Genomic DNA, 21,413 nt, shown 5'->3' on the forward strand with positions numbered 1-21,413 from the left:
GGGAGCCTGCCTGCCTCGAAGATTTCATTTTAAGCGGTGACTACAGTATGATGCGACAAATATTTGCGCTAGACCTCACCGGCGCTACCGACCTATTTCGGTTGCCGGTCATCGCCCTGGCGATGCTCTTGTCGAGCTGCGCGCTGCTAGACGCCGCCGGGAATTCCTTCGACGATCCGGGTGATAACTCCGAGCTCGACGCTGCCGGCGACGACGCTGGGCCCACGCCCGATATCACCGAGGAGCGCAGCGCCTTTGCGGACTGTGTCGAGCTGAACCGTGACATCGACATCGATCCGACCGGTATGGGGCAGCGGTATCAACCGCGTGTTGCGTTTGACGGCAACGCGATCTGGGTCGTCTTCACGCAAGCGGACCCGAATGCCGCAAACCAATACAATATTATCGCGTCGCGCGTCGCTTGCGGGACCGTTGAGACCGGCAGGGTCGACACGGTCACCATCAAAGTGAACACCGCGCCGATCCCGGTGAACTCTCCGGCTCCGTCGATCGATATTCAGGGTGAGACCGTGCATATCGTCTGGAATACCGAGCTGAGCGCGGGCAGTACCGCTCACAGTCGAGTGGCGTATCGCGCCTACAATTTGGCAGAGTCCAGGTGGTATGCGCAGCAAGAATCCTTCGTGAAATTCCACCTGCCTGGCAGCACTGAGCCCATCGATGCTCTGGGCTCAGGCACCACCGATATTCATTTTTATGACGCAGATATTATCGCCCCGCCCACCGGCGAAGCGATCATAACCGCGGTCAAGGATGTGGTTGGCCAAGATAGTACACATATTGTCTTCCAAAAGCTCAGCACCAACGGAATCGTCAAAGATCAGGCGAGCGTGGTGCCTGCGGGGCCCGACTCCACCCAATACAAGCCGAGCCTCACGCTCGACGCCTCAGGCCGTGTTTGGATCGCTGCATTTGAGTTTTTGTCGTCCACCAACGAGGACTTTTTGGTGTACTCATCCTTTGCCCCACAACAGCTGCAGCCCGAAGAAACCCGGCGACTTCCAGCGGACCCATCGCGCGGAATGGGGCCGGTCTTCTCCAAGGATATCCGCGGCGAAGACAGTGTTTTTCTTGCCTACCAGGCCACTGAGTTTGAGACGAACCTGCTCAATGCCGCGGAATCCTCCGAGAGCATCACGCTCGGCGCGTCGACATCGGTGAGCTTCTACCCCGCCCTTAGCTCCATCGCCGGGCGTGGGGCGGTCGCCTGGTTTCAAGTGGACGACACCGCTGTAGTGGAGCAGCGTTCTCTAAATATTCAATCATTTCGCCAGCACGCCACCGGCCTAAAGCTTGGTGAGCCGGAACAGGTCGTCGAAATCGACTCCGTCGCTGCGGCGCAACTTCCGGGAGGGCCTGGACTCGTGGCGCTCGGCGGAGACTATTATTTCGCTGTGTATCAGAATGGGCCGGTTGGCGAGCTGACATCGGTCGAGTCGACCTCGCTGAACGGGCGTTTTGTCAAGGTTTCGCCGCCCGCCGAGTGAGTTGAAATAAACTCGCTCTTCTTAGACTCGCCAACAAAAAAGCCGCGCGCCCCGAGGGCGCGCGGCTTTTTTGTTATTTAAAGCGAGCGCTTAGATCGAGCGCAAATACAGCGTATCTTTGCGCGGGTCCGCGCTCGAGACCGTGACCTCACACACCTCGCCGACCTCCGGGCGCTTGGTGAATTTGCAGGTCGCCTTGAGCGCGACATCGTGCAAAAACACCGCCGCCAACGCGTCATTATGGTCCTTATGCTCGACGACCGTGGCCTGCATGGGCTCGCCCTTGCGACCGGCCAGGTGGTGCAGCATCCAATAGCGGGTGGTCTCGCGCTCGGTGATCTTGGCGTCTTTGGCGGTATTCTCCACGGTGCCCAGCACCTCCACGATATCGGTCTCGTCGTAGGGCAGCGGCTCGCCGGCCAAAAACGCCTTCACCTGCCGCTGGCAGACCAGGTCATTGAAGCGGCGAATCGGGCTGGAGCCCTGCACATAGGCCGACAGTCCGAGCCCAAAATGCGGCGCCGGCTCGGTGCTGACTTCGCCGGGCTTCATCTTTCGCACCAGCGCGAATTCGCGCACCACGCCCTCGGGGAGCGCCAGGATTTCGTCGGTATAAAGCTCCTCATCGGGCTTGGGCTGCGTGCGATAAATCGCCGGCAATTGATGCTCGCGGCAAAACTCCCCGAGCAATTTGTTATTGGCGACCATCCACTCGCTGACGATCTTTCGGGCCTCCGAATTCGAGTCCAAGACCTCGCAATAGACCACCGGCTCGTCGCCCGAATAATCGACCTTCATATCGAGCTCGGGCAGGTCGATGCTCACGGCGCCCATGGCGTTTCGCTCGGCCAGCATCACCTCGGCGGCGCGCTGCAAAAGGGCCAGTGCGCGGGCGAGTTCCGCCTCGCCGGCGAGCTCCTCGGGGGTCTCGGCGTCGTCTTCGCTTAACAGCGCGTCCACCGCCGCGTAGGTCAGGCGATGGTCGACCACCACGCTGGTCGGCACGACCTCGGAGCCGACCAATTCCAGGTCTGCGCTGAAGTCAAAAAAGGTGCTCACGCTCGGGCGAAGCTCACCCGCCACCAGGCTCATCAACCCGTGGCTAAGCTCCGGGCTAAACATCGGGTAATTGCCGGTGGGCAAATACACGCTGGTGCCGCGCGCACGCGCGTCCGCGTCGAGCTCACACCCCACCGGAACCCGCGCCGATGGGTCGGCGATATGCACGCCCACGCGGAACCCTCCGTCCTCCAAAAACTCAACCGACAACGCGTCATCGATATCGCGCGTCGAGATATCATCGATGCTAAAGGTCAGGATCTCAGTCGCGTCGCGACGCCACTCTTCCGGCGTCCACGCCTGGGCGCAGACCTTGCGGACTTCCTCCAGAATATCGGCGCTCATCGAGGTCGAGATATTGCGGCGCAGCAGGTGCAAATTCTCGTGGGTATCCCAGATGCCGGCCTCAACCATCAGCTCAAACGCGCGCAGGTTTTTGCTGCCTCGCAGGCGTCGTCCAGCCCGCTCCTCGATCTGGTCGAGCAGCTCATTGGCCTGGGCCAATTGATTCGAGTCCTCGTCGTGAATCGCGTAGTCCTGCACCACATGCGCCAGGCGCCGAAAGCTCGTGTCGGTCATCTTCTCGGTCGACAGCGCCGCGCGCTCGGGCGGGTCTTCGACGGCCAAAATTTCGCAGACCCCGTCGATGAAGATATCGCGCTCGCGCTCCTTTTCGAGCTCCGCCTCGCGCTGGCGCTGCATCTGCTCGACCTGGGCGATGGGGCGCGGCTCAAAACGCGGGAGGTCGTCGCGCTTGGCCTTTTTCTGCTTAAAATAGATGATATCGTCGCGAAGAACTCTAAAAATAGCCAGCAAATTCGGCGGGTTAACCTCGCCGAAGAACAGCTCCGAGAGCTCGGCGAGCGTCATCGGTTCGTCGGCGTCTTTGACGAATTCCCAGAGCATCTCGACCTCGACCTCAGCCGCGGCCTCCTCGACCTGTCGGGCAAATCGGCGCGCCCCGGACTCCGCGGTGCTCTCCGAGACATCCGCGATCTTCACGCCGCTCTCAAAGGTGACCTCCGTGCGCAGCGCGCGCATCTTCTCGCCCTCCGAGCTCACAATCTCGAGCTTCTTCTTGCCGATTTCTCCGACCACCGCCCCAAGGCGGAAGTCGTCGCCACTGCTAAATTCGATCAACTCACCGATATTCATAAACGCCTGATTTTGTTCTTTTAATAATCTAAAATCCAGATGAGCCCGGAAAGAATCTCCGAGCTCATCTGGACGCTACGACCGCTTCGCGCAGCGGTCGCTTAAAATTCCATCTCACGAAGGTCTTCGCAGACTTCAAACTCAGCCTCGGTCACCGTGCGCAGCGCCTCGACGCTGACGCCCGGGGCAACTTCGGTCAGCAGCAGGTGGTCGTCGAGCACGTCGAAGGCCGCCAGGTCGGTGATGATGCGGTCGACGCATTTCACACCGGTCAGCGGGAGCGTGCACTCTTTGAGCAGCTTCGCCTCGCCCTTGCGGTTGGTGTGGCTCATCAACACGATGACCTCTTTGGCCCCGCTCACCAGGTCCATCGCGCCGCCCATGCCTTTGACCATCTTGCCCGGAATCATCCAGTTGGCCAGGTCACCGTTCTGGGCGACCTGCATCGCGCCCAAAAAGGTCAGGTCGATATGGCCGCCGCGGATCATCGCGAAGCTCTCGGCGCTGTCGAAAAACGCCGAGTTCGGCATCGTCGTGATGGTCTGCTTGCCGGCGTTGATAAGGTCCGGGTCCTCGTCACCCTCATAGGGAAACGGGCCGATGCCGAGCAGACCGTTCTCGCTCTGCAGCGTCACTTCGATTCCCTCGGGGATATAGTTGGCGATCAGCGTCGGAATGCCGATGCCGAGGTTGACATAAAAGCCGTCTTTAAGCGCGCGCGCTGCCTGCTGGGCGAGTTGGTCGCGCGAGAGAGCAAGTTCTGGGGAAATGGCCATGGTATCTATCTCCAATGAGGCAAAAATTAATGGGTGATTCGCGACTTCAGGGCGGCTTAGGCGCGCGGGCGCGTGGTGCGCTGCTCGATCCATTTCTCGTAGTCACTGCCCTGGAAGATGCGCTGCACATAGATGCCCGGAAGATGCACTTGATCGGGGTCGAGCTCGCCGACCTCGACGAGCTCTTCAACCTCGACGATGGTGATCTTGGCGGCGCGGGCCATCAGCGGGTTAAAGTTCTGCGCCGTGGCGTTAAAGATCAGGTTGCCGCTGGTGTCGCCTTTTTGGGCCTTCACGAACGCGAAGTCCGCCGTCAGCGAGCGCTCCATCACATACGGGCGCCCGTCGAACTCGCGGGTCTCTTTTCCGTCGGCCACCACCGTGCCGTAGCCGGTGGCGGTGAAGAACGCCGGGATGCCCGCGCCGCCGGCGCGAATGCGCTCGGCCAGCGTCCCCTGCGGGTTGAGCTCAACCTCCAACTCTCCGTTGAGGTATTGGCGCTCAAATTCTTTATTCTCGCCGACATAGCTCGAGACCATTTTGCGGATCTGCTTATTCTGCAGCAAAATGCCCAGGCCGTAGTCGTCGGTGCCGCAGTTATTGCTGATGACCTCAAGGTCTTTGGTGCCACGCTCACGCAACGCGCGAATCAGATTCTCCGGGTTGCCACAAAGCCCAAACCCACCGCTCATAAGCGTCATGCCGTCTTCAATATCAAAGATCGCATCGCTCGCCGATTTAAATACTTTTTTCATCCGATCGCTCCTTCTGCAATTGGGAAAATGAGTAATTTGGGCCATTTGCCCGGACTCGCATCTCATTGGGTGAGATCGTTACTAAATGAGGGCGATTTTGCCAACCGGATAAGGTTGACGGGCGATCCTCGCTGCGCGAATCGCTTGCATTTTAGTGCGTTATTCTCGGCGCGAAGTATGGTATGCGTAGGATAAAAGATATTGCCTTCAGGGGATTTTCTCGCACACTTAAGAAACGACGATCGATAATGGACTTTAACGCCCTGGGGCAAAAATACCTGGATGATATTAACGCGTTGATGAACGGCGTGGTCGCGGCCTCGGTTGTCGGCGGCACTTCGCTTGAGGCGATGTATCACTACCATATGAGCACCGGAGGAAAGCGCCTCCGCGCGCTGTTGCCGTTGGCTGTGGCCCAGGCGCTTTCGGTGCCACCTGAGCGCCTGCTGCCCTGGGGCGCGGCCTGCGAGATGCTGCATAACGCGACCCTGGTGCATGACGATGTCCAGGACGGCGACCGCCTTCGGCGCGGCCAGCCGACGGTCTGGGCCAAATATGGCACGCCCCGCGCGATCAACCTCGGCGATGCGATGCTCTATTGGGCGCCGCTTCTACTGATGAGCATGGACGCGGCGGTCGAGAAGCGCGAGGCGCTCATAAAGCGTTTATTGCGCCAATCACTGCTCATTATGGACGGCCAAGAGCGCGAGTTTTTGCTCAAGGATGTCGAGTCCCCTTCGATGGACGCTTATTTTAAGATGGTCGAGGGGAAGACGGGCGGCCTCTTTATGCTGACGCTCGCCGGCGCAGCCGAGTTTTGCGACGCTCCGGCCAAGGCGGTTGCCGATTTCGAAACCGCCGCCGCGCACCTCGGTGTGCTCTTTCAGGTTCAGGATGACGTGCTGGATCTCTACGCCGACAAGGGGCGTTTGCAGCGCGGAGCCGATATCTTTGAGGGAAAGATTTCGGTGCTCGTCGTGCATTTCCTGGCAAACGCGCCCCAGGCCGAACGCGCCTGGTTGCGCAGATTGCTCAACGCGCCGCGCGAGCAGATCGGGCCGGATGATATCGCCAAGGTTGCCCGGGCCTTTCGTGAGCGTGGCTCCCTGGACTTCGCTGTCAGCGAGATAGCGCGGCGACACCGCCTGGCGCTGAAGTCGGGGGTCTTCGACGATTATCCTGCCCTTAGCATGCTCTTAAACGCGGTGGTCGACAGATTTGTCGCGCCGATTCGCCCGCTTATCGACGCCCGGGCCACGGGCGTCAAATCAGCGGAATAGTTGCTTTTTATTCGCTTTGATTTGGGCGCAGGACATATCCTTGTCGAGGCGCCTCATGTCAAAGTAGCTGAGCGACGCGTCGGGGTGAACCCAGGTCGGTGGCGGGTCTCCCAAAAAGATACTCGTTGAGTCGAGCACCACCTGCTCACTCTCCCAGCGGACCTCGCCGTGGATGCGTTTATCCGAGTCGACGTTGCCGCGATAGGCGTCTTTTCCGCGCTGAACCACGTAGATTTTCCCGTCCACGAGCCCCCGAATCTCAAGCGTGACGCCTGGTTTTTTGTCCTTGTCGGGATCTGTCACGCGAAAGTCGTCGGGCTGGGTCGGCAGACTCTCAGAGGACGGTTGTCGCAGCGTCGCCCCGGTAACCTGGACATTTTGGGCGACATCTAAAAAGACATCCTCCCCCGAGATGACGAGCTTCGCCTTGCGCGAAGTCGTCCCCTGCGCCTTGATAAACGCCCTGGGGACGATGGTCCGAATACGCTTGAAATCACTCTTAATATCAATATCGCAGGCCGTCGTTTTGAGCCTAATATCGCTAGCGCTCTTCTGGTCGATTTCGACGCGAAGATAGGTGATGGTCTCGGTCGTAACATTGGAGACGATGGGCGGATCAGAGACCGCAGTGAGCACAATCTTCTGCGCCCAAACGCCGGAGAGATCCGGGGATTTTGACTCGGTTTCGGGCGCGGTTTCCTGGGCCACAGCGTGGCTGGTGAGCAGCATCGCGCAGATAAAAAGAACGGGGCGCGTCAATGATAATTTCATGATGCCTGCTCATGTGAAGGTAATAATCGTGGCGTCTTGGCGGCTCTTCGCTCAAATAGCTTCTCGGCGAAGAGCTCCGGTGCTTCGAGCAGGACCAGGTGTCCGGCCCCGGGGATCTCGATATGGTCGGCTGTCGGCCAGACCTCATTCCACTCTTTGACCGACTCTCGAATCGCCCCAAAGGTATGCTCTCCAGACACCAGAATCTTATGGCCGGGCAACTCCTTGAATAGGTAGGAGGCTTCAATGGTGTTGAAGAGTTGAAGGTAGCGATACGGGATCATCAACGAGCCCTGGCCGAATGAGGCGAGCATATCGGTCTCGTCATTGCGATGCTTGGTCATCGCCTGGTTGGTGATCGCGCGCCCAATGGGCGTGCCAAACGAGGACCAATAAAAAAGCCACCCGAGCACAGGCCACATAAAAATGCGCAGATACCAGGGTAAAAAAGCGAAGGGTTCCAGGCACACAAAATCATCCAGGCGCTCGCCTGCCGCGCGCGCCACATAGAGCCCGACGATCGCGCCACCGCAGCTTCCGATCATCGAATAGGATTGCTCCCCGATGCGCTCAACAATCGCCCGGTCAATCTGCGCGCCAATCTCCGAAATATCCCACACAGGCGGCGCCTCGGATCGGCCGTAGCCGGGCAAATCCACCGACAAAAAAGTCACATTTTCGGGGATATAGGGCGCGATGGTGTCGAAGGTGCGCGCCGTGCCATTCCACCCATGCAGGCCAACCCAGATCTCCGGGCCGCTGCCGTAATCCACGATATGAACGCCCTCGCTGCTCTTGCTCATGTGTGCCTCTTCGTAAATCGCGCGGGGCTTTTTTGTTTTTGGGAGCGTCCGAAATCCTCGTGGATGGCCTGAGCGGCGAGTCGCCCGGACTGCGCGCACAGCGGCACGCCGCCGCCCGGATGCGCCGAGCCGCTGGCCAAATACAGTCCGGGGATTTCTTTGACGCGATTCTGCGGGCGCTGAAACGCCGCGAATTTCGAGTTAGAGGCTGCGCCATAGAGCGCGCCGCGCGAGCCCGGAAATTGAGCGGCCAATTGTGCCGGCGAGCGCTCCCAGATCAGCGCGTCCCCCGGGTCAATCGCCGCGGCGTTGCGCAAGCGCTTAAGCATCGCATCTCTTAGGGGCGCCCAATCCTGCGCTGAACTTTGCACCTCAGAAGACTCCGGCGGCGCGTTCGCCATGATAAAGAGCGCCTCATCTTCGGCCCACCCGGTGCGTTGATGTGCTTTTTCCTGTGCGCATACATAGACCGTCGGGTCCGTTGGGGCGCGTTTGTGGTCAAAGATATCGCGAAATTCCTGAATATAGTCCTCGGGGAAAAAGACCTCATGCCCGAGGCGTTCTCCTTCGGGGCGGCGCTTTGCTCGAATCACGCCGGTCCACCCGGACATCGACGCGGGCGCGTCCGCGTTGAGGCTGCTCTCGTCGTTATTGCTGGAGGCGGAGGCGATGTTTGCGCCCGGCAGCAGGGTCTCAACCAGGTGGCGTACGTCGGCGTTGACCACAACCGCATCCGCCTTAAATACACCCGATGCGGTCTCGACGCCGCGGGCTTCCCCTGCGCCCGAGGGGCGATGCAGGCGCAATACTGGCGAGTCGAATCGGAAGTCGACGCCCAGGGCAAGGGCGCGGCGGTGAAGGGCGCGCGCCAGCTCGATAATGCCGCCGCGCACGCCGCGCGCGCCTTGGCCCATCTCCACCCAGGCGATGCAATTAAGGGTCGCTGGCGCGCTGCGCGGATCCGAGCCATTATAGGTCGCGAAGCGGGCCAGAAGATGGCGAAGGTGCTGAGATTCCACGCGTTTGTCGATGCTCTCTAACATCGTGTGGAGCGGGTCGATGCTCCATAAGGTCGTCAGTGAAGAAAGCCCAAGTCGCGCCATGGACCCCAGCGAGGGCGCCTGACTGAAGATGAAGTTCGGCGCTGCGCTCTCCCATATTTTTCCCGCGTAGCGCATAAAATCGGCGAACTCCCCGCTCGCCCGACTCCCCAATTGCTGCCCAATCGCGGCGATGCTCTGGTCTAAGTCCGGGTAAATATCCAGGCGCACGCCGTCGGGATAGTGGTAGCGCATATAGGGCGCAGACTCGACGAGTTCGACCTCGTCGGCCAGCGAAGTGCCGGCCAGGCGAAAGAGGTCTTCGAAGACCTCGGGCATGGTGAGCAGGCTCGGGCCGGTGTCGAATTCAACACCGTCATGCTGGCCCACGCCGATCTTTCCGCCCGGGGCCGACGCGGCCTCAAAGACCGTAACCTTGACACCCTTCGCCGCTAATTCTAGCGCGGCGCTCAAGCCGCCGATACCGGCACCGATAATCGCAACGCTCATCATTGATCCGCTCCAATCGCACTTTGACTCACAGCTTCGGCTGGCGTGTTGCGTTGCTGCTTTCCAACATAACTTCGCCCACTCCACAGCACCTCGTTTTGCCGACTCCAACGCAGGGAGTTAAACGCGATCGCGACCAGGCTGATCACCGCAAGCGGATGCAGCAATATGCCCTCGATCGGCTGGCGAAAACGCAGCGCCATCATCGCGCGCAGCGCTAGATTCGCCCCGACGCCCGCCAGCGCGGACCACCACCAAATCCCGGCGGTTTGCCCCGCGATCGCGAGCGTCATCGCGGCGATATAGGGCAGCACAAAGGTGCTCAAATAGATGAATATAACGAGGGCGAAGACCAGCGCTGACGACCCCATACCCTCGAATATATTTTTTGAGAATCCCTCCCAGACTTCGCGGGCCGACCGGTACATCCGACACGACGCGATGCGAAAACCATCCGCGAAGACCACGCGTTTCTTCTCTTCCTTGAAGCGGCGAGCGATCGCCATATCGTCGACGATTTCGGCGCGCACCGCGTGAAATCCGCCGACCGCTTCGAGCGCGTCGCGGCGCATCATCATGACTTGGCCGTTTATCGCCAGAAACCGCGGGTCGTGGGTCTTCCAGATCAGGGGAAGCGGAAGCCAACAACTATAGCTCAGGTGAAGCAGCGGCAGGATGAGTCGCTCAAAAAAGGTGCCGCTGATTTGCTCGGGCACCGCGCTCACCAGGGCGGCATCGTGGCGAATCTGCAAGGACGCCAGGCGCGCGATGGCACCTTTTTTCAAGAAGGTATCGGCGTCGACAAGCAGCAGGGTATCGCCGCGCGATGCCTCGACCAGCCGCGCGCAAGCGTGCGGCTTCCCGACCCAGCCGGCCGGAAGTGGCCGCCCCTTGATGACGCGCAACTTCGTAAACTCCGACTGCAACCGTGCCAGAATCTCGGGCGTCTGGTCGGTGGAGCAATCTTCATAAACCAGGACCTCGAGGAGCGGGTGGCTGGCCTCGAAGATAGCGCGCACGCAGCGCTCGATATTTGCCTCTTCGTTGCGCGCCGGGACGAGCACCGATAGTGCTTCTTCCAGGCGCGCCGATGTCTTGCCGCGGGGCCAGAAGACGAGGTTTAAGGCGCTTAAGGCAAGCGCAAAACTCGGCAGTCCGGCGAGGGCAATGATCGGTAGAGCCGTTGTCAGAGATAGGTCGAACATCAGGTTCCAAATGGCGATGGCTTGGGAGATGGCCCGGCGTTGACGCCCGGCAATCCCGCGAGCGCGCGGTGCAGGTGCGCCTTGTGCGGCCGCGGCTTAAGCAGGCTCGACATGGCGAAGCGGCGCCCGGCCGGGCCGAGCCATAGCGCCTTCTCAAGCCCAGGGACCACCGTGCGGCCGTGCAGCGGATTGGCGTCGTGCAGGTAGCGTAGGCGCACGCCGATGCCGCGGTACACGCGCGCCGCCACGCAGATGCCGAGGCGACTCCGCGCCGGGATATAAGCGAGCCCCTGGTCGGCGCTATCGTAATAGCGGTCGGCCAATTTCAAGAGGTCGCTGACCACCTTGGCCACGGTCTCTTCGAGCTCAAAGCCGCCCGTGGCGACCGATTCGAGGAGCTCTTTCTGCGAGATCCCCGCGCGTCGAAGACGTGTTTCGGGCAAATACACCCGACCATTTTGCGCGTCTTCGAGCACGTCGCGGCAGATATTGGTCAATTGCATCCCGATGCCCAGATCGATGGCGTGAGCGACGGCCCGCGGGTCTTCGACGCCCAGCACCGGCGACATCATGAGCCCGACCGTGCCGGCGACGCGGTAGCAATAGCGAAGCAGGGCGCGGTCGTCCTCTATGAGGACGTCGCCCAGGTCGGAGGCGACGCCTTCGACCAGCTCCATCGCGGCGCTGACGTCGACGCCGCGGCGCTCCGAGAGGTCCAGAAACGCCGCGACCGCCGCGCTCGGCGCGCGCTCGCGATTCAACTCATCGCGAAGCGCTTCAACCTGCTTGGTCGCAACTTCGGGCGACTCGGCCTCGTCAACTGTATCGTCGACCAGGCGGCAAAATGCGTAGAGAATCGCGGCGTCATCGCGGCTCTCCTCGGGCAAAAAACGCGACGCCCAATTGAAGGAGCGTGAGTGTTCGGCCAGGACCTCGCGGCTATGGCGCGCGACCTCTTCGGCACTCATCTCCGGAATCCGACCCTCATCGGCGGGGATATCTAATTGCGCATTCGTCATGGGATTATCGCTCCTATCTTTCGCGTCAGACGATTGGCCATCGTTTCTTTTTTACTCGCCGAGCCCGGACCGTTCGCGCCTTTTTCGCGCTCAAGGACCAGGCGCTCAACGACCTTCGCCGAGTTGAGCACGCCCGGCACGCCGGCGCCCGGGTGAGTTCCGGCGCCCACGAAATACAGCCCTGAGATATCTTCGGAGGCGTTATGATAGCGGAACCAGGCCGATTGCGTCAGGCGCGGTTCCGGGCCAAAACCTGCGCCCGAGCGCGAGCTTAACTCTCCCTGGAAATAGTCCGGTGTCACAAAGAAGTTGGTCGTTATATGCTCGCGCAGCCCCGGCATATGGCGCTCTTCGAGGTGCGCAAGAATGCGCTCAAAATACGCCTCACCCTCGGCCTCCCAGTCGATGCCGCTCTCATTGTTGGGCACCGGCGAGAGCACATAAAAACTGTCGTGTCCCTCGGGCGCCAGCGAGGGATCGCTCGCGGTGGGGCGGTGCAAATAGAGGGAGAAATCGTCGGCCAAGATCTTCTTCTCGAAGATATCGTCGAGCAATTCCCGATAGCGCTCGCCCAGTACAATCGTGTGGTGCTCGATCTCCGAGTAATTGCGGTCGGTGCCGAAATAGCCGACGAAAAGCCCCATCGACTGCTTAACCCGCGCGACGCGCTTATCGGTATTTCGGCGGCGATGCGCCGGGTCGATAAGGTTCGTATAGACCACCGATGGGTCGGCGTTGCTGACGACAAAATCACAGGCGATGCGCTCGATTTCTCCCTCGTGTTCGATATAGACCGCTTGCGCGCGACCGCCGCGCACCTCGATCTGATCGACTGGTGAGCTTAAGCGAACGTCCACGCCGATATCTTCGAGCAGCTTCATCATGCCGCCTACGATGGCGGTGGTGCCACCCTTGGCGAAGTGCACGCCCCATTTGCGCTCGAGCCAATGGATCAGCAAATAGATCGAGGTGACGTTGAAGGGGTTGCCGCCGACCAAAAGCGGCTGGAAGGTGAAGACCTGGCGCAGGCGCGGGTCCTCGATATAGGAGGCTACCAGGTCATAGACCGAGCGATGATTGCGCAATTTAATCATCTCCGGCACGACCCGGAGCATCTCGGAGAGTTGGTCGAAGGGCTGGTCGACAAGCTCCTCATAGCCCGTCTCGAAGATACGGCGCGCGTGGTCGGCCAGGCGCTTGTAGCCCTCGACATCCGGTGGGTTAAACTCCCGAATTTGCGCGATAAGTTCCTCTTCATCGCCCACGTAATCAAAGCTCGACCCGTCGGGGAAGCTCACCCGATAAAAGGGCGTCACGGGCATCAATTCAAAATAATCACTGCGCTCTTTTCCCACGAGCTCAAAGAGCTCGTCGAAGAGATGCGGCGCAGTGATAACGGTGGGGCCGGCGTCAAAGGTATAGCCGTCGCGCTTGAAAACACCGGCGCGCCCGCCGGGTTGGTCGCGGGCCTCAACGACTGTCACATTGCAGCCCATCGCGCGCAGTCGAATCGCCGTTGCGAGGCCGCCGAATCCGGTTCCAATCACCACTACCGATTTGTTTTTCATGAATCTCTCAGGTCAATTATTTGAGCAAAATAGAAGTTATTATTTTAAGCGCGAGCGCTTAATATTGTTGGGTTTTTCGGGTGCTCGGGAGCCGCCACCAGGGGGTTCCGGGGCGGTGATGGTGCTCCCAATGATAGCCCCCAAAGTGGTAACAGGTCAGAAACGACATCCAGACGCCCAGGTCATTTGAGCGCGCGTGGTAGGCGTCGCCAAAGTCGGCCTTAGGCCCTCGATGGGGCAGATAGGTGCCGAAATAGAATAATTGCACCGTGCTCAAGAGCGACGGCATCACCCAAAAAAGATTGAGGTTCATCGCCGAGACGCCGACCAGATGAAGCAAAATATTATAGACCGCGGCCATCCCGATGATTTGCCAGACCGTGACATACTCGAGCAGAAAGCTCAGATACCAGGGCCAGAATCGGTCATTGTCGGGATGATGAAAGTCGGGGTCATCGTCCGATACGGGATGCTCGTGGTGCGCGTGATGTTTTTCGTAGAGCGTTTTATAGGAAAACAGCGCATAGAGCAGGACCGTGACGCGTCCGATAAGTCGATTAAATCCGGGATTCGACGGGCAGACGGTGCCATGCATCGCGTCGTGGGCGGTGATGAAGAGCCCCGTATATAAAAAGGTTTGCCCGACAATCGCGGCGGGAATCCACCAGAGCGCGGTGAGCGATAGATCGACCTGCAGAAGGGCGACCAAGCCGAGCGACCACATCGCCACGATCGCGGTGGCGATGCTCACTCCGGTGATGCTGGTTTTAAGTGTCGGGCTCATCGTTTGGACGAAGTCTCCCCAGGGTTTAACGCGTTAAAAATGACGGTCCGCTCGCGCGTAATAGATAGGCCGCTTGCTTGGAAAATCCCGCTCTTGCGAATTGAATCTTTAGCGCCGGTGGAAGGTGGCGAAATACCTCAAGCATCATCTGAGTAATCTCAGCAGGTGAGGCCGTACCGCTCAAATAGGCTGCCCATTGGGCTGGCGCGAGCCTAAAGAATGCATTGAAAAACACACGTGTTTCATCTGCGTTGAGCTTTAATAGTGTTTCGAGGCCAAAAAGCAATAGCTCGCGCGAGCGGCGGGTTGATTGGGGCCAGATCGCCTCGCGACCCGCCGCCACCGCACGCATCGGGTCGCCGCCGGCGCGCCCAAGTTCCTCGGCGATCGCGAAGGCCAGCGGCTGGGCCGCCTGCAAAGCGCGTCCGACCATATATCCCGTCGCCGGATGAACCATACTCGCCGCGCCGCCAAAGCCGAGGATGAATGGGTTTGAGATGGGCAAATCGAGCCCCATCGGGAACGCAACTCGCTCGGTTTCCAGAACCTCAACGACTTCCACACCGCGCATCTCAAGGCGCGTTGCGAGTCGGTGCTGAAGGCGCTCGATCTTGAAGGCTGGGCGCGAGGCGAGGACGGTCTCTTCGAGGAAGTAGCGCCCGCCGCCCATATTCATCGCGTATAAAAACGAGGGAGGCTCCGCGAAGGTGGATTCACCATCGATGGCCGAGAAATCCATCAGCGCCATCGACGCCCCGCCGAGAATTGGGTCCCCTTTGCAATGGGCCATGATGCCCCAGGCGGTTTGCCAGGCGGGGGCGACGCGCGACGCGCGTTTAAGCAGCGCCGGGAAATGTCCCGTCGCGTCGATGACCGCGCGCGCCTCGTAGCAGCGCGGTGATTGATGCGGAGCCGTGGGACTCGCGGCAATTTCGACGCCGCGAGATATGCGCGCCCAATCTCGAGCGACGCCCGTGAGCCAGGTGATATTGCCGTCTTCTGCCCGCTCGATTAGGCGCGCGATGAGCTTCTTATTATCGAGGCGCGCATAACTTCTGGGGAGACGATGAATCGTGTTGGAGCCGGCCACGACGGTCGGTGAATCCCAACAAGTATCGACGCAGTCTTGAAGCCCCAGCGTCTCCAACTCGTCAAGCCATAGCCCGTAGGTATTGGACCATCGCGGCGGATGCTGGGGCGCGAGACACCCCACCCGCAGCCCGCGCTGGGAAAGCGCCGCCGCCGCGGCGAGCCCCGCAGGGCCTGCGCCGACCACCAGAATGTCGAATTGAAGAGATGCGTTGTTCATGAGCTAGTCGATATCGCATAATATTGAATTCATTTGGAATAAGACGCCCCACATATCGTTATTCGCACGGTCTGAAACTTTGTGTGGTATCTGAAAGAATAATCAGGTGCTTTTATTCCGACGTGCGAAAAAAAAGTCCGGCAGGGTCCATCTTTGTGCGAATGAGAGTTGTAAATGATTTCAATTGGAAATGAGCCGCGAACACTCGACCATCAATGCCTCGACGCGCCGGGAGGGTTTTTATGGTGGTATGTGGATCTGATCGATGCGCGCGGGAACGGTCTCGTGCTCATCTGGTCTTTTGGACTTCCGTTTTTGCCCGGCTACGCGCACGCCGCGCGCGCCGGGCGCGCGCAGGCGGCGGGCGAGCGTCCGAGCCTGAACGTGGCGGTCTATAAGGGCGGAAAACTCGACTGCTACCTATTGCAGGAGTACACGCCCGCGCAGGTTGAATGGGAGCCCGAGGGCGGCTCCTGGCGATTCGGGAAGACCCGCATTCATACCCGGATCGAGGGCGACCAGCGCGTCGTCGACGTCGCGCTGGACTGCCCGATGCCGGCCGGGGCGGGGCGCCTCACCGGTTCGGTGCGCGTGCAGGGAAGGGCGCCAAAGCTGGAGGCGAAGATTCCCGAAAACGTCGTCTCACCAGCGGGCTTTGAGCGCGATCACGCCTGGATTCCACTCGCCGTTCCTGCCCGCGGCGAGGCCAAACTTCGCTGCGGAGAGGTCCGATATGAGTTCTCCGGGCGGGCGTATCACGACTGCAACGTGGGCGCGCGCCCGCTGCACGACCTCGGCATTAATCATTGGCTGTGGGGGCGCGCGGCGTTCGAGAACAAGCGCGCCGAAACGATCGAGCGCGTCTATTATGCGCTGTGGCCCGAGGGCACAAAACCCCAACGAAGCCCCGAAGGCGCCCGTTGCTTCGGCCTCGAATTTCATCCGGACGGCCGCGTCGAGCATGTCGAAAATCTACGCATCGAACTTCTCGAGGAGCGCCGAAACCTCGGCGGCGTCGTATGGTGGCCGCATTTTGCGCTCTATCGCACCGAGGAAGCCGAGCCCTGGATGGTAGTGACGCAAAAGTCCGCGGTCGACAGCGGTCCATTTTATATGCGCCATATCACCGAGAATCAGCATGGCGATGGTGCGCGCGCGGTCGGCTTTAACGAGGTGATTTGTCCGGAGCGCGTCGACTTATCGCGCCACCGCCCGCTCGTCAGCATGCGCGTGCATCACGCCGATGAATCGAGCGATGCGGCGGCAAAGGACGATAAAAATTCGATATGGCTGCCGCTTTTTACGGGACCACGACGCGGGCGTGTTCGCCGGCTGGGCCGGCAGGCCGTGGTGGCGTTGCTGGGGCGTGGGGAGGCATAAATTGGTGGAGACGAGCGCGAGCGTGGATAAAATCCTCGACCTCGGGGACCAATATGCGCTCACGCCTCCAAAAGATGCGCCTCGCCGATCTCCAACCATTCCCGCAACACCTCATCATCGGCGTGTTGCACCGCGCGGTCGATAAGCGTCGTGAGGACCTGAGACTTCAAGTCCGGGTTGCCCGAGATGCCGTTTTTGAGCGCTCGGCGCGTGCTGCGCGCGGCGGCCTCGGGCCACGGGTCGTCGAGCTCTTTGCAGCTCAAGACTTGCGCGCTCAGCGTCCACCAACCATAGCTTGGCTGCGGGGCGCGGACGATCCAGCGGTCGAAAATCTCGCGGGTTGAGGCGGCGATGCGATGCGTCGTGGTGGCGTCGCCTTCGGCGTCGCGATGCGCGGCGAGGTAGGCGAAGAGCGACGGCCAGATAAGCCCGATGGGCTTGAGAGCTGCGGGTTGAAGTTGGGTAATGCGCAACTTTCCTTCCAGGCTCCCGAGGGCGGTGGCCAACTTCGAGGCGTCCTCGGACAGGATGGCGAAGAGGGCGCTTAGCGTGGTGCCGGCGAGCGGAAAATAGCTTTCGATGCGGCTCAGGTCGTCGGGGTGGGGCGAGGGGATCGGTTTTCCGGCGGCCTGTGCGGCGAAATAATACTCCAGAATCTGGCAAAAATCGGCGGCCGCCTGTCCCGCAGGCCCCGAGTTCAGCGCCATCTTATCGGCCGGCTCGCCGGCGCGCGTCAGCGGCAAATCGGTGAGGGCGTGCAGCTGTGTGCGCAGCTCCAAGTTTTTGGCGAGGTGTGCGGCGTCTTCGACCGGCCCGAGCAGGTCGATCAGCTCTTCGAGGCGATCGACTTCGATCGGTTGCAATTGCAGGGGCGCCTGCTCGAAAAGATGGCGCGTGGCGAGCTCGAGGTCTGCGTCTTGGCGCGGCGGGGTTTGGGTGGCGCCGCGCGTCGTGCGCGCGCTCAAGGCGATCACCTGATCAGCCGCGCGCACCCGGTCCAGCCAAAACGAACTATGCGCCATGGCGACGGCATACCAGAGGCGGTCGGCGCGGCTCAACGCCGGCGCATCAACCTCTCGCAGCAACTCGCGCCCGCGCTCGGGTGCCTCGCCGGAGCGCAACAAAATCGCGCCGCCCCGAAGTCGCGCTCGTTGCGCAAACGCGCCCATCTCAAGCAACTTCGCGAGCTCCTCGGCGCGCCCAAAATTCTGCCCGATAAATTGCGGCGTACAGACGCTCGGAAGGTTACGCTCGCCCAGATGGAGCATGCGATCCGCGAAATGCGCGCAGGCGTAATAGCCGAGCGGAGACTCCGGAAAAACGGTGCAGATAAGCTGCGCCAATTTCAGCCCGTTCAGGTGTTTTTCCTGCTGCTCCGCCAACTCAAAGAGATCGGCCAGCTCCCAGGGCATCGCGCGGCGCTTATTTCTTAAAAACGTTGCCTCACCCTGCGCGTTCGAAAAATCAGTGGGCCAGGCGCGGGTGGCGTAGCGCTCCATGAGTGATTCAATCGCCGGAATCACCCCCGACACCGGCGCGCTGATGCCGCACCAGGCGCTCGCCAAAATCAGCTCGCGCCAGGCTGTGGGCGGGATGTCACGGCGCTCTAATTTATCGGCCAGGCCAAGGATTAACTCGGCTGCCTGCGGCCACTCCTGGTGCTCAATCGCGCGGTCGACCATCGTTAACGCGAAGGCGATGCGCGCGTTGGCGAAGATGCCATCGACCTCATTTAAGAGCGTGTCGAAGGTCGGCTTTTGGGCGACGCTCGGGGCGCCAGAAGATGCTTCGGGGGCTGTTGAATTCATCGTCGCACCAATCCCAGGGTTGAAAGTTCGACGACACGTTTCTCCAGTCGCGTGGCGGTCTCGGCGAGCTTGGCGAGCTGCGGTTTGACCACGGCGGTGTCGGCGTGTGTGTCGATTAATTTGAGCGGGTCTTCGAGCTCGTCTTCGAGGTCGGCCTTCAGGCGCATAATCTCGCGGCGCTGAAGATTCGCGGTGTCCGGATTGCTCGAAAGCGTGAACGCATCGACGGTCTTTTTAAGCTCCTCGCATTGATGGCTCAGGCCGAAATGAAGCTTCTGCACATACTCGGTTGTGTTCGTCGATTTGAAGCGAAATTCGTCCTGCGCGAGGCTCTCCCAGGTCGCCTGGATCTGGTCGAAGGTCTGTCGCCAGCCCTCCTGGTCACGCGCCTTCCACGCCTCATTGGCGTCTTTTTCGATGCTGGCCAGGTGCTGATGCCACTCGTCGATGCTGCGCCCAAGGGGGCGCGCCTCGGCGTCGCGATAGGCCACGCGTTTGATGGCGTTGAGCAGCGTCGTATAGCGCGAATAGGCCGGCGAAAGATCGGTCTGGCGGTTCTGATAATCCTCCATGACCGTCTCGAGGCGGCGCACCAAAACCTGCAATTTGTCGGGGTCGGTGCGCGCGGTTTCGTGGATGCCGGCGATCAAAAAATCGACGCGTTTTGCGAAGCTCCTTTGCTCAAGTCCCCACAGCTTTTGACGAATCGCGGCGGTGGTATCAAGCAGGGCTTCGATCTCCTCCCAATTGCGCAGCGCCTGAGCCGGCGGCGGGGCGATCTCGGCCGAAAACTCCTGCCCATTTACATCGCCATTGGCGACGATGGCCATCGTTTCGTCGACATCAATCCGTAGGTTGACCGGCGTGCCGAGCTCGGTATCGTCCGGAATCTCGAGGTGAATCGTGCGAATCGGATAGCGATTCTGAAAGAGTCGCAAGAGCACCGCGCCGGAGCGGTCGGCGGTAAAGAAGCGGAACTCCTGGCGGGTCGGAAGACTCGTGCCGCGCGGGACGAGCAAAACCCGGTCGGGCGCCGAGTCGCCGGCGACCTCCAAATAGATATCTTTGGCCAGCACGCTCGGGTTCGACAGCGCGCTGCCGGTGGGGCGATAGGGCGCGTCGTCGGCGAGGCGCTGCATAAAGATCGGGAAGGCCACCAGCGCCTCGCCGGACTCCTGGCAAAACTCGAGCACGAAGTCATGGCGCCCCTCATCGCGAAGCGTCACCGCGTCGAATTCGAAGCGAATTTGCTCGCCGGGGACGCTGAGCGCGTCCGCCCGGCAGATGCTCGCGATCTCGCCGCCGGGCGTCGCCAGGGCGACCGTGGTGACATCCCTGGGCACCGGGCCTTCGAGAAATCCGATAAGATGCGTGGTCTCGCTGCGGGTCGACAGCGACGAGGTCACGGTCAACTTGAGGGGATCTTCGTCTTCGGCGTCTTTTGGCTGCACCCATTGGACGCCGCTGAGGTTGGCGGCGTGGATCGCCGCGCCGAGCGCCACGCAGGTATCCGGCTCATCGATCAGCGGGCGCTCGCCGCGCGCCCCGTCGGGGCCGCAAAGCGCCGCGGCGATCCGCTCTTGCACGCGCGGCACATGGGTCGAGCCGCCGACGAGCAGGACATAGTCGATATCGCTCAGCTCGACGTCGGCCTGCTCCTTGGATTGAGCCAGCGCGCGGGTGCAGGCCTCAAGGCTCTGGTCGATGAGGTCTTCGATAAGTTCTTCGAATTCGACCCGCCCGATCTCGAGGTCGAGCGTCACTGATTGCGCCGCCTGATCCTCGAAGATATCGCGCCGCCCGACATATTGAACCTCGCTGCTGGTCAGCGCCTCTTTGACCTCGCGGGCGATGCGCTCCAGGAGCGTAAAACGCAGGCGGTCGTCGGCGTTGTTGGCCACGTCGAGCTCGAGCTTATAGCCCTGCTCGACCAGGTGTTTGCGCAACTTCTCGGCCAGGCGTCGGTCGAAATCATCGCCCCCCAAGAAGTTGTCGCCATCGACGGCCAGCACCTGATACTCGCCCATCAACGAGCGAATAATCGAGACGTCGAAGGTGCCGCCGCCCAGGTCATAGACCAGAAAATTGCCGTCGCCGATGCCATTCTTAAAGGCGTAATACATGGCGGCCGCGGTCGGCTCTTGCAAGAGCCCCAGGACCTCGATGCCGGCCAACTCACCGGCGACGCGCGTCGCCTCAATCTGCGGCGCGTCGAAATAGGCCGGGACCGTGATAACCGCGCGATCGATGCGCAAATGGTGGGCGCCTTGTGGGTCGCGCTCGCTCTCGAGCGCATCCAAACTCTCAACGAAATCGCGCATTTGCACGACCAGGTGCTCGATGGTCTTTGCCGAGACTTCCTCGGGCAACATATTATGCGGACCGACCTCGACGCGCTCCTGGGAGCCCATCTTTCGCTTGATCGACGCGATGGGTTGAGGCTGCAACACGCGGCGATTCCAGGCGCGATGCCCCAGCACGAAGTCCGCGCTCTCGGGGTTCCAGCCGACCATCGACGGCACGGTTTTTCGGCGCAGGCGATCCTGGAGCAGCACAATATCGTCGCCCTCCGGGCGCATCACGGCGATGGCTGAGTTGGTGGTGCCAAGGTCGATACCAGCAGGGCGGTTGATCATGGTTCGAGTCGCGTGTTGGAGGTTAAAAGTGTGCGCAAACAAGCAAG

At 60.8% G+C, this 21,413-nt stretch carries 16 protein-coding genes; 3 read left to right on the plus strand and 13 right to left on the minus strand.

The window, feature by feature from the left end; translation table 11 throughout:
• The first annotated feature begins 47 nt into the window (after nt 1–47).
• Nucleotides 48–1,508, plus strand: a complete 1,461-nt coding sequence (locus tag DN745_RS03130; RefSeq protein ID WP_111332088.1) for a hypothetical protein — start codon at nt 48–50, stop codon at nt 1,506–1,508.
• Nucleotides 1,509–1,598: 90 nt separating this feature from the next.
• Here DN745_RS03130 and DN745_RS03135 read toward each other — a convergent pair whose 3' ends face one another.
• The 3 genes from DN745_RS03135 to DN745_RS03145 all read right to left on the minus strand — a co-directional run bounded on the left by DN745_RS03135 (nt 1,599) and on the right by DN745_RS03145 (nt 5,253).
• Nucleotides 1,599–3,722 (minus strand): ribonuclease catalytic domain-containing protein, encoded by a 2,124-nt coding sequence (locus DN745_RS03135; protein WP_111332090.1) that lies wholly within the window; start codon nt 3,720–3,722, stop codon nt 1,599–1,601.
• A gap of 101 nt (nt 3,723–3,823) precedes the next feature.
• Nucleotides 3,824–4,498 carry a CoA transferase subunit B gene (locus DN745_RS03140; RefSeq protein ID WP_111332092.1) on the minus strand — a complete coding sequence of 225 codons (675 nt, stop codon included), beginning with the start codon at nt 4,496–4,498 and terminating at the stop codon, nt 3,824–3,826.
• Nucleotides 4,499–4,554: 56 nt separating this feature from the next.
• On the minus strand, nt 4,555–5,253 hold the full coding sequence (locus DN745_RS03145; protein ID WP_111332094.1) for a CoA transferase subunit A: 699 nt from the start codon (nt 5,251–5,253) through the stop codon (nt 4,555–4,557).
• A gap of 248 nt (nt 5,254–5,501) precedes the next feature.
• Between DN745_RS03145 and DN745_RS03150 the strand changes: the two genes are divergently transcribed.
• Nucleotides 5,502–6,533, plus strand: coding sequence for a polyprenyl synthetase family protein (locus DN745_RS03150; protein WP_162687420.1), 1,032 nt, complete (start codon nt 5,502–5,504; stop codon nt 6,531–6,533).
• Here the strand turns inward: DN745_RS03150 and DN745_RS03155 are convergent.
• The 8 genes from DN745_RS03155 to DN745_RS03190 are packed head-to-tail and all read right to left on the minus strand — an operon-like array spanning nt 6,522 to nt 15,542.
• A complete protein-coding gene (locus tag DN745_RS03155; protein ID WP_111332098.1) occupies nt 6,522–7,304 on the minus strand; it encodes a hypothetical protein in 783 nt (260 codons plus the stop codon). The two genes, DN745_RS03150 and DN745_RS03155, sit on opposite strands and share 12 nt — an antisense overlap.
• Complete coding sequence (locus DN745_RS03160) at nt 7,301–8,107, minus strand: alpha/beta fold hydrolase (RefSeq protein ID WP_111332100.1); 807 nt, start codon at nt 8,105–8,107, stop codon at nt 7,301–7,303. Before DN745_RS03160 ends, DN745_RS03155 begins: the two co-directional genes overlap by 4 nt.
• Nucleotides 8,104–9,660 (minus strand): phytoene desaturase family protein, encoded by a 1,557-nt coding sequence (locus tag DN745_RS03165; protein WP_111332102.1) that lies wholly within the window; start codon nt 9,658–9,660, stop codon nt 8,104–8,106. The genes DN745_RS03160 and DN745_RS03165 overlap by 4 nt, the downstream gene beginning before the upstream one ends.
• Entirely contained in the window at nt 9,657–10,862 is a 1,206-nt protein-coding gene (locus DN745_RS03170) for a glycosyltransferase family 2 protein (protein ID WP_111332104.1), read from the minus strand. Before DN745_RS03170 ends, DN745_RS03165 begins: the two co-directional genes overlap by 4 nt.
• A complete protein-coding gene (locus DN745_RS03175) occupies nt 10,862–11,881 on the minus strand; it encodes a phytoene/squalene synthase family protein (protein WP_111332106.1) in 1,020 nt (339 codons plus the stop codon). The genes DN745_RS03170 and DN745_RS03175 overlap by 1 nt, the downstream gene beginning before the upstream one ends.
• On the minus strand, nt 11,878–13,449 hold the full coding sequence (locus DN745_RS03180; protein ID WP_111332108.1) for a phytoene desaturase: 1,572 nt from the start codon (nt 13,447–13,449) through the stop codon (nt 11,878–11,880). The genes DN745_RS03175 and DN745_RS03180 overlap by 4 nt, the downstream gene beginning before the upstream one ends.
• 58 nt (nt 13,450–13,507) lie before the next feature.
• A complete protein-coding gene (locus DN745_RS03185) occupies nt 13,508–14,233 on the minus strand; it encodes a fatty acid desaturase (RefSeq protein ID WP_111332110.1) in 726 nt (241 codons plus the stop codon).
• A gap of 25 nt (nt 14,234–14,258) precedes the next feature.
• Nucleotides 14,259–15,542 (minus strand): lycopene cyclase family protein, encoded by a 1,284-nt coding sequence (locus DN745_RS03190; protein ID WP_111332112.1) that lies wholly within the window; start codon nt 15,540–15,542, stop codon nt 14,259–14,261.
• A gap of 174 nt (nt 15,543–15,716) precedes the next feature.
• Between DN745_RS03190 and DN745_RS03195 the strand changes: the two genes are divergently transcribed.
• Complete coding sequence (locus DN745_RS03195) at nt 15,717–16,922, plus strand: hypothetical protein (protein ID WP_111332114.1); 1,206 nt, start codon at nt 15,717–15,719, stop codon at nt 16,920–16,922.
• A 59-nt stretch (nt 16,923–16,981) separates the two neighbouring features.
• Here the strand turns inward: DN745_RS03195 and DN745_RS03200 are convergent, their stop codons facing one another.
• Complete coding sequence (locus DN745_RS03200) at nt 16,982–18,730, minus strand: hypothetical protein (RefSeq protein ID WP_111332116.1); 1,749 nt, start codon at nt 18,728–18,730, stop codon at nt 16,982–16,984.
• Nucleotides 18,727–21,366, minus strand: a complete 2,640-nt coding sequence (locus DN745_RS03205) for an Hsp70 family protein (RefSeq protein WP_111332118.1) — start codon at nt 21,364–21,366, stop codon at nt 18,727–18,729. Before DN745_RS03205 ends, DN745_RS03200 begins: the two co-directional genes overlap by 4 nt.
• Between the last annotated feature and the right edge of the window lie 47 nt (nt 21,367–21,413).

This window comes from Bradymonas sediminis (assembly GCF_003258315.1).
Lineage (GTDB): Bacteria > Myxococcota_A > Bradymonadia > Bradymonadales > Bradymonadaceae > Bradymonas > Bradymonas sediminis.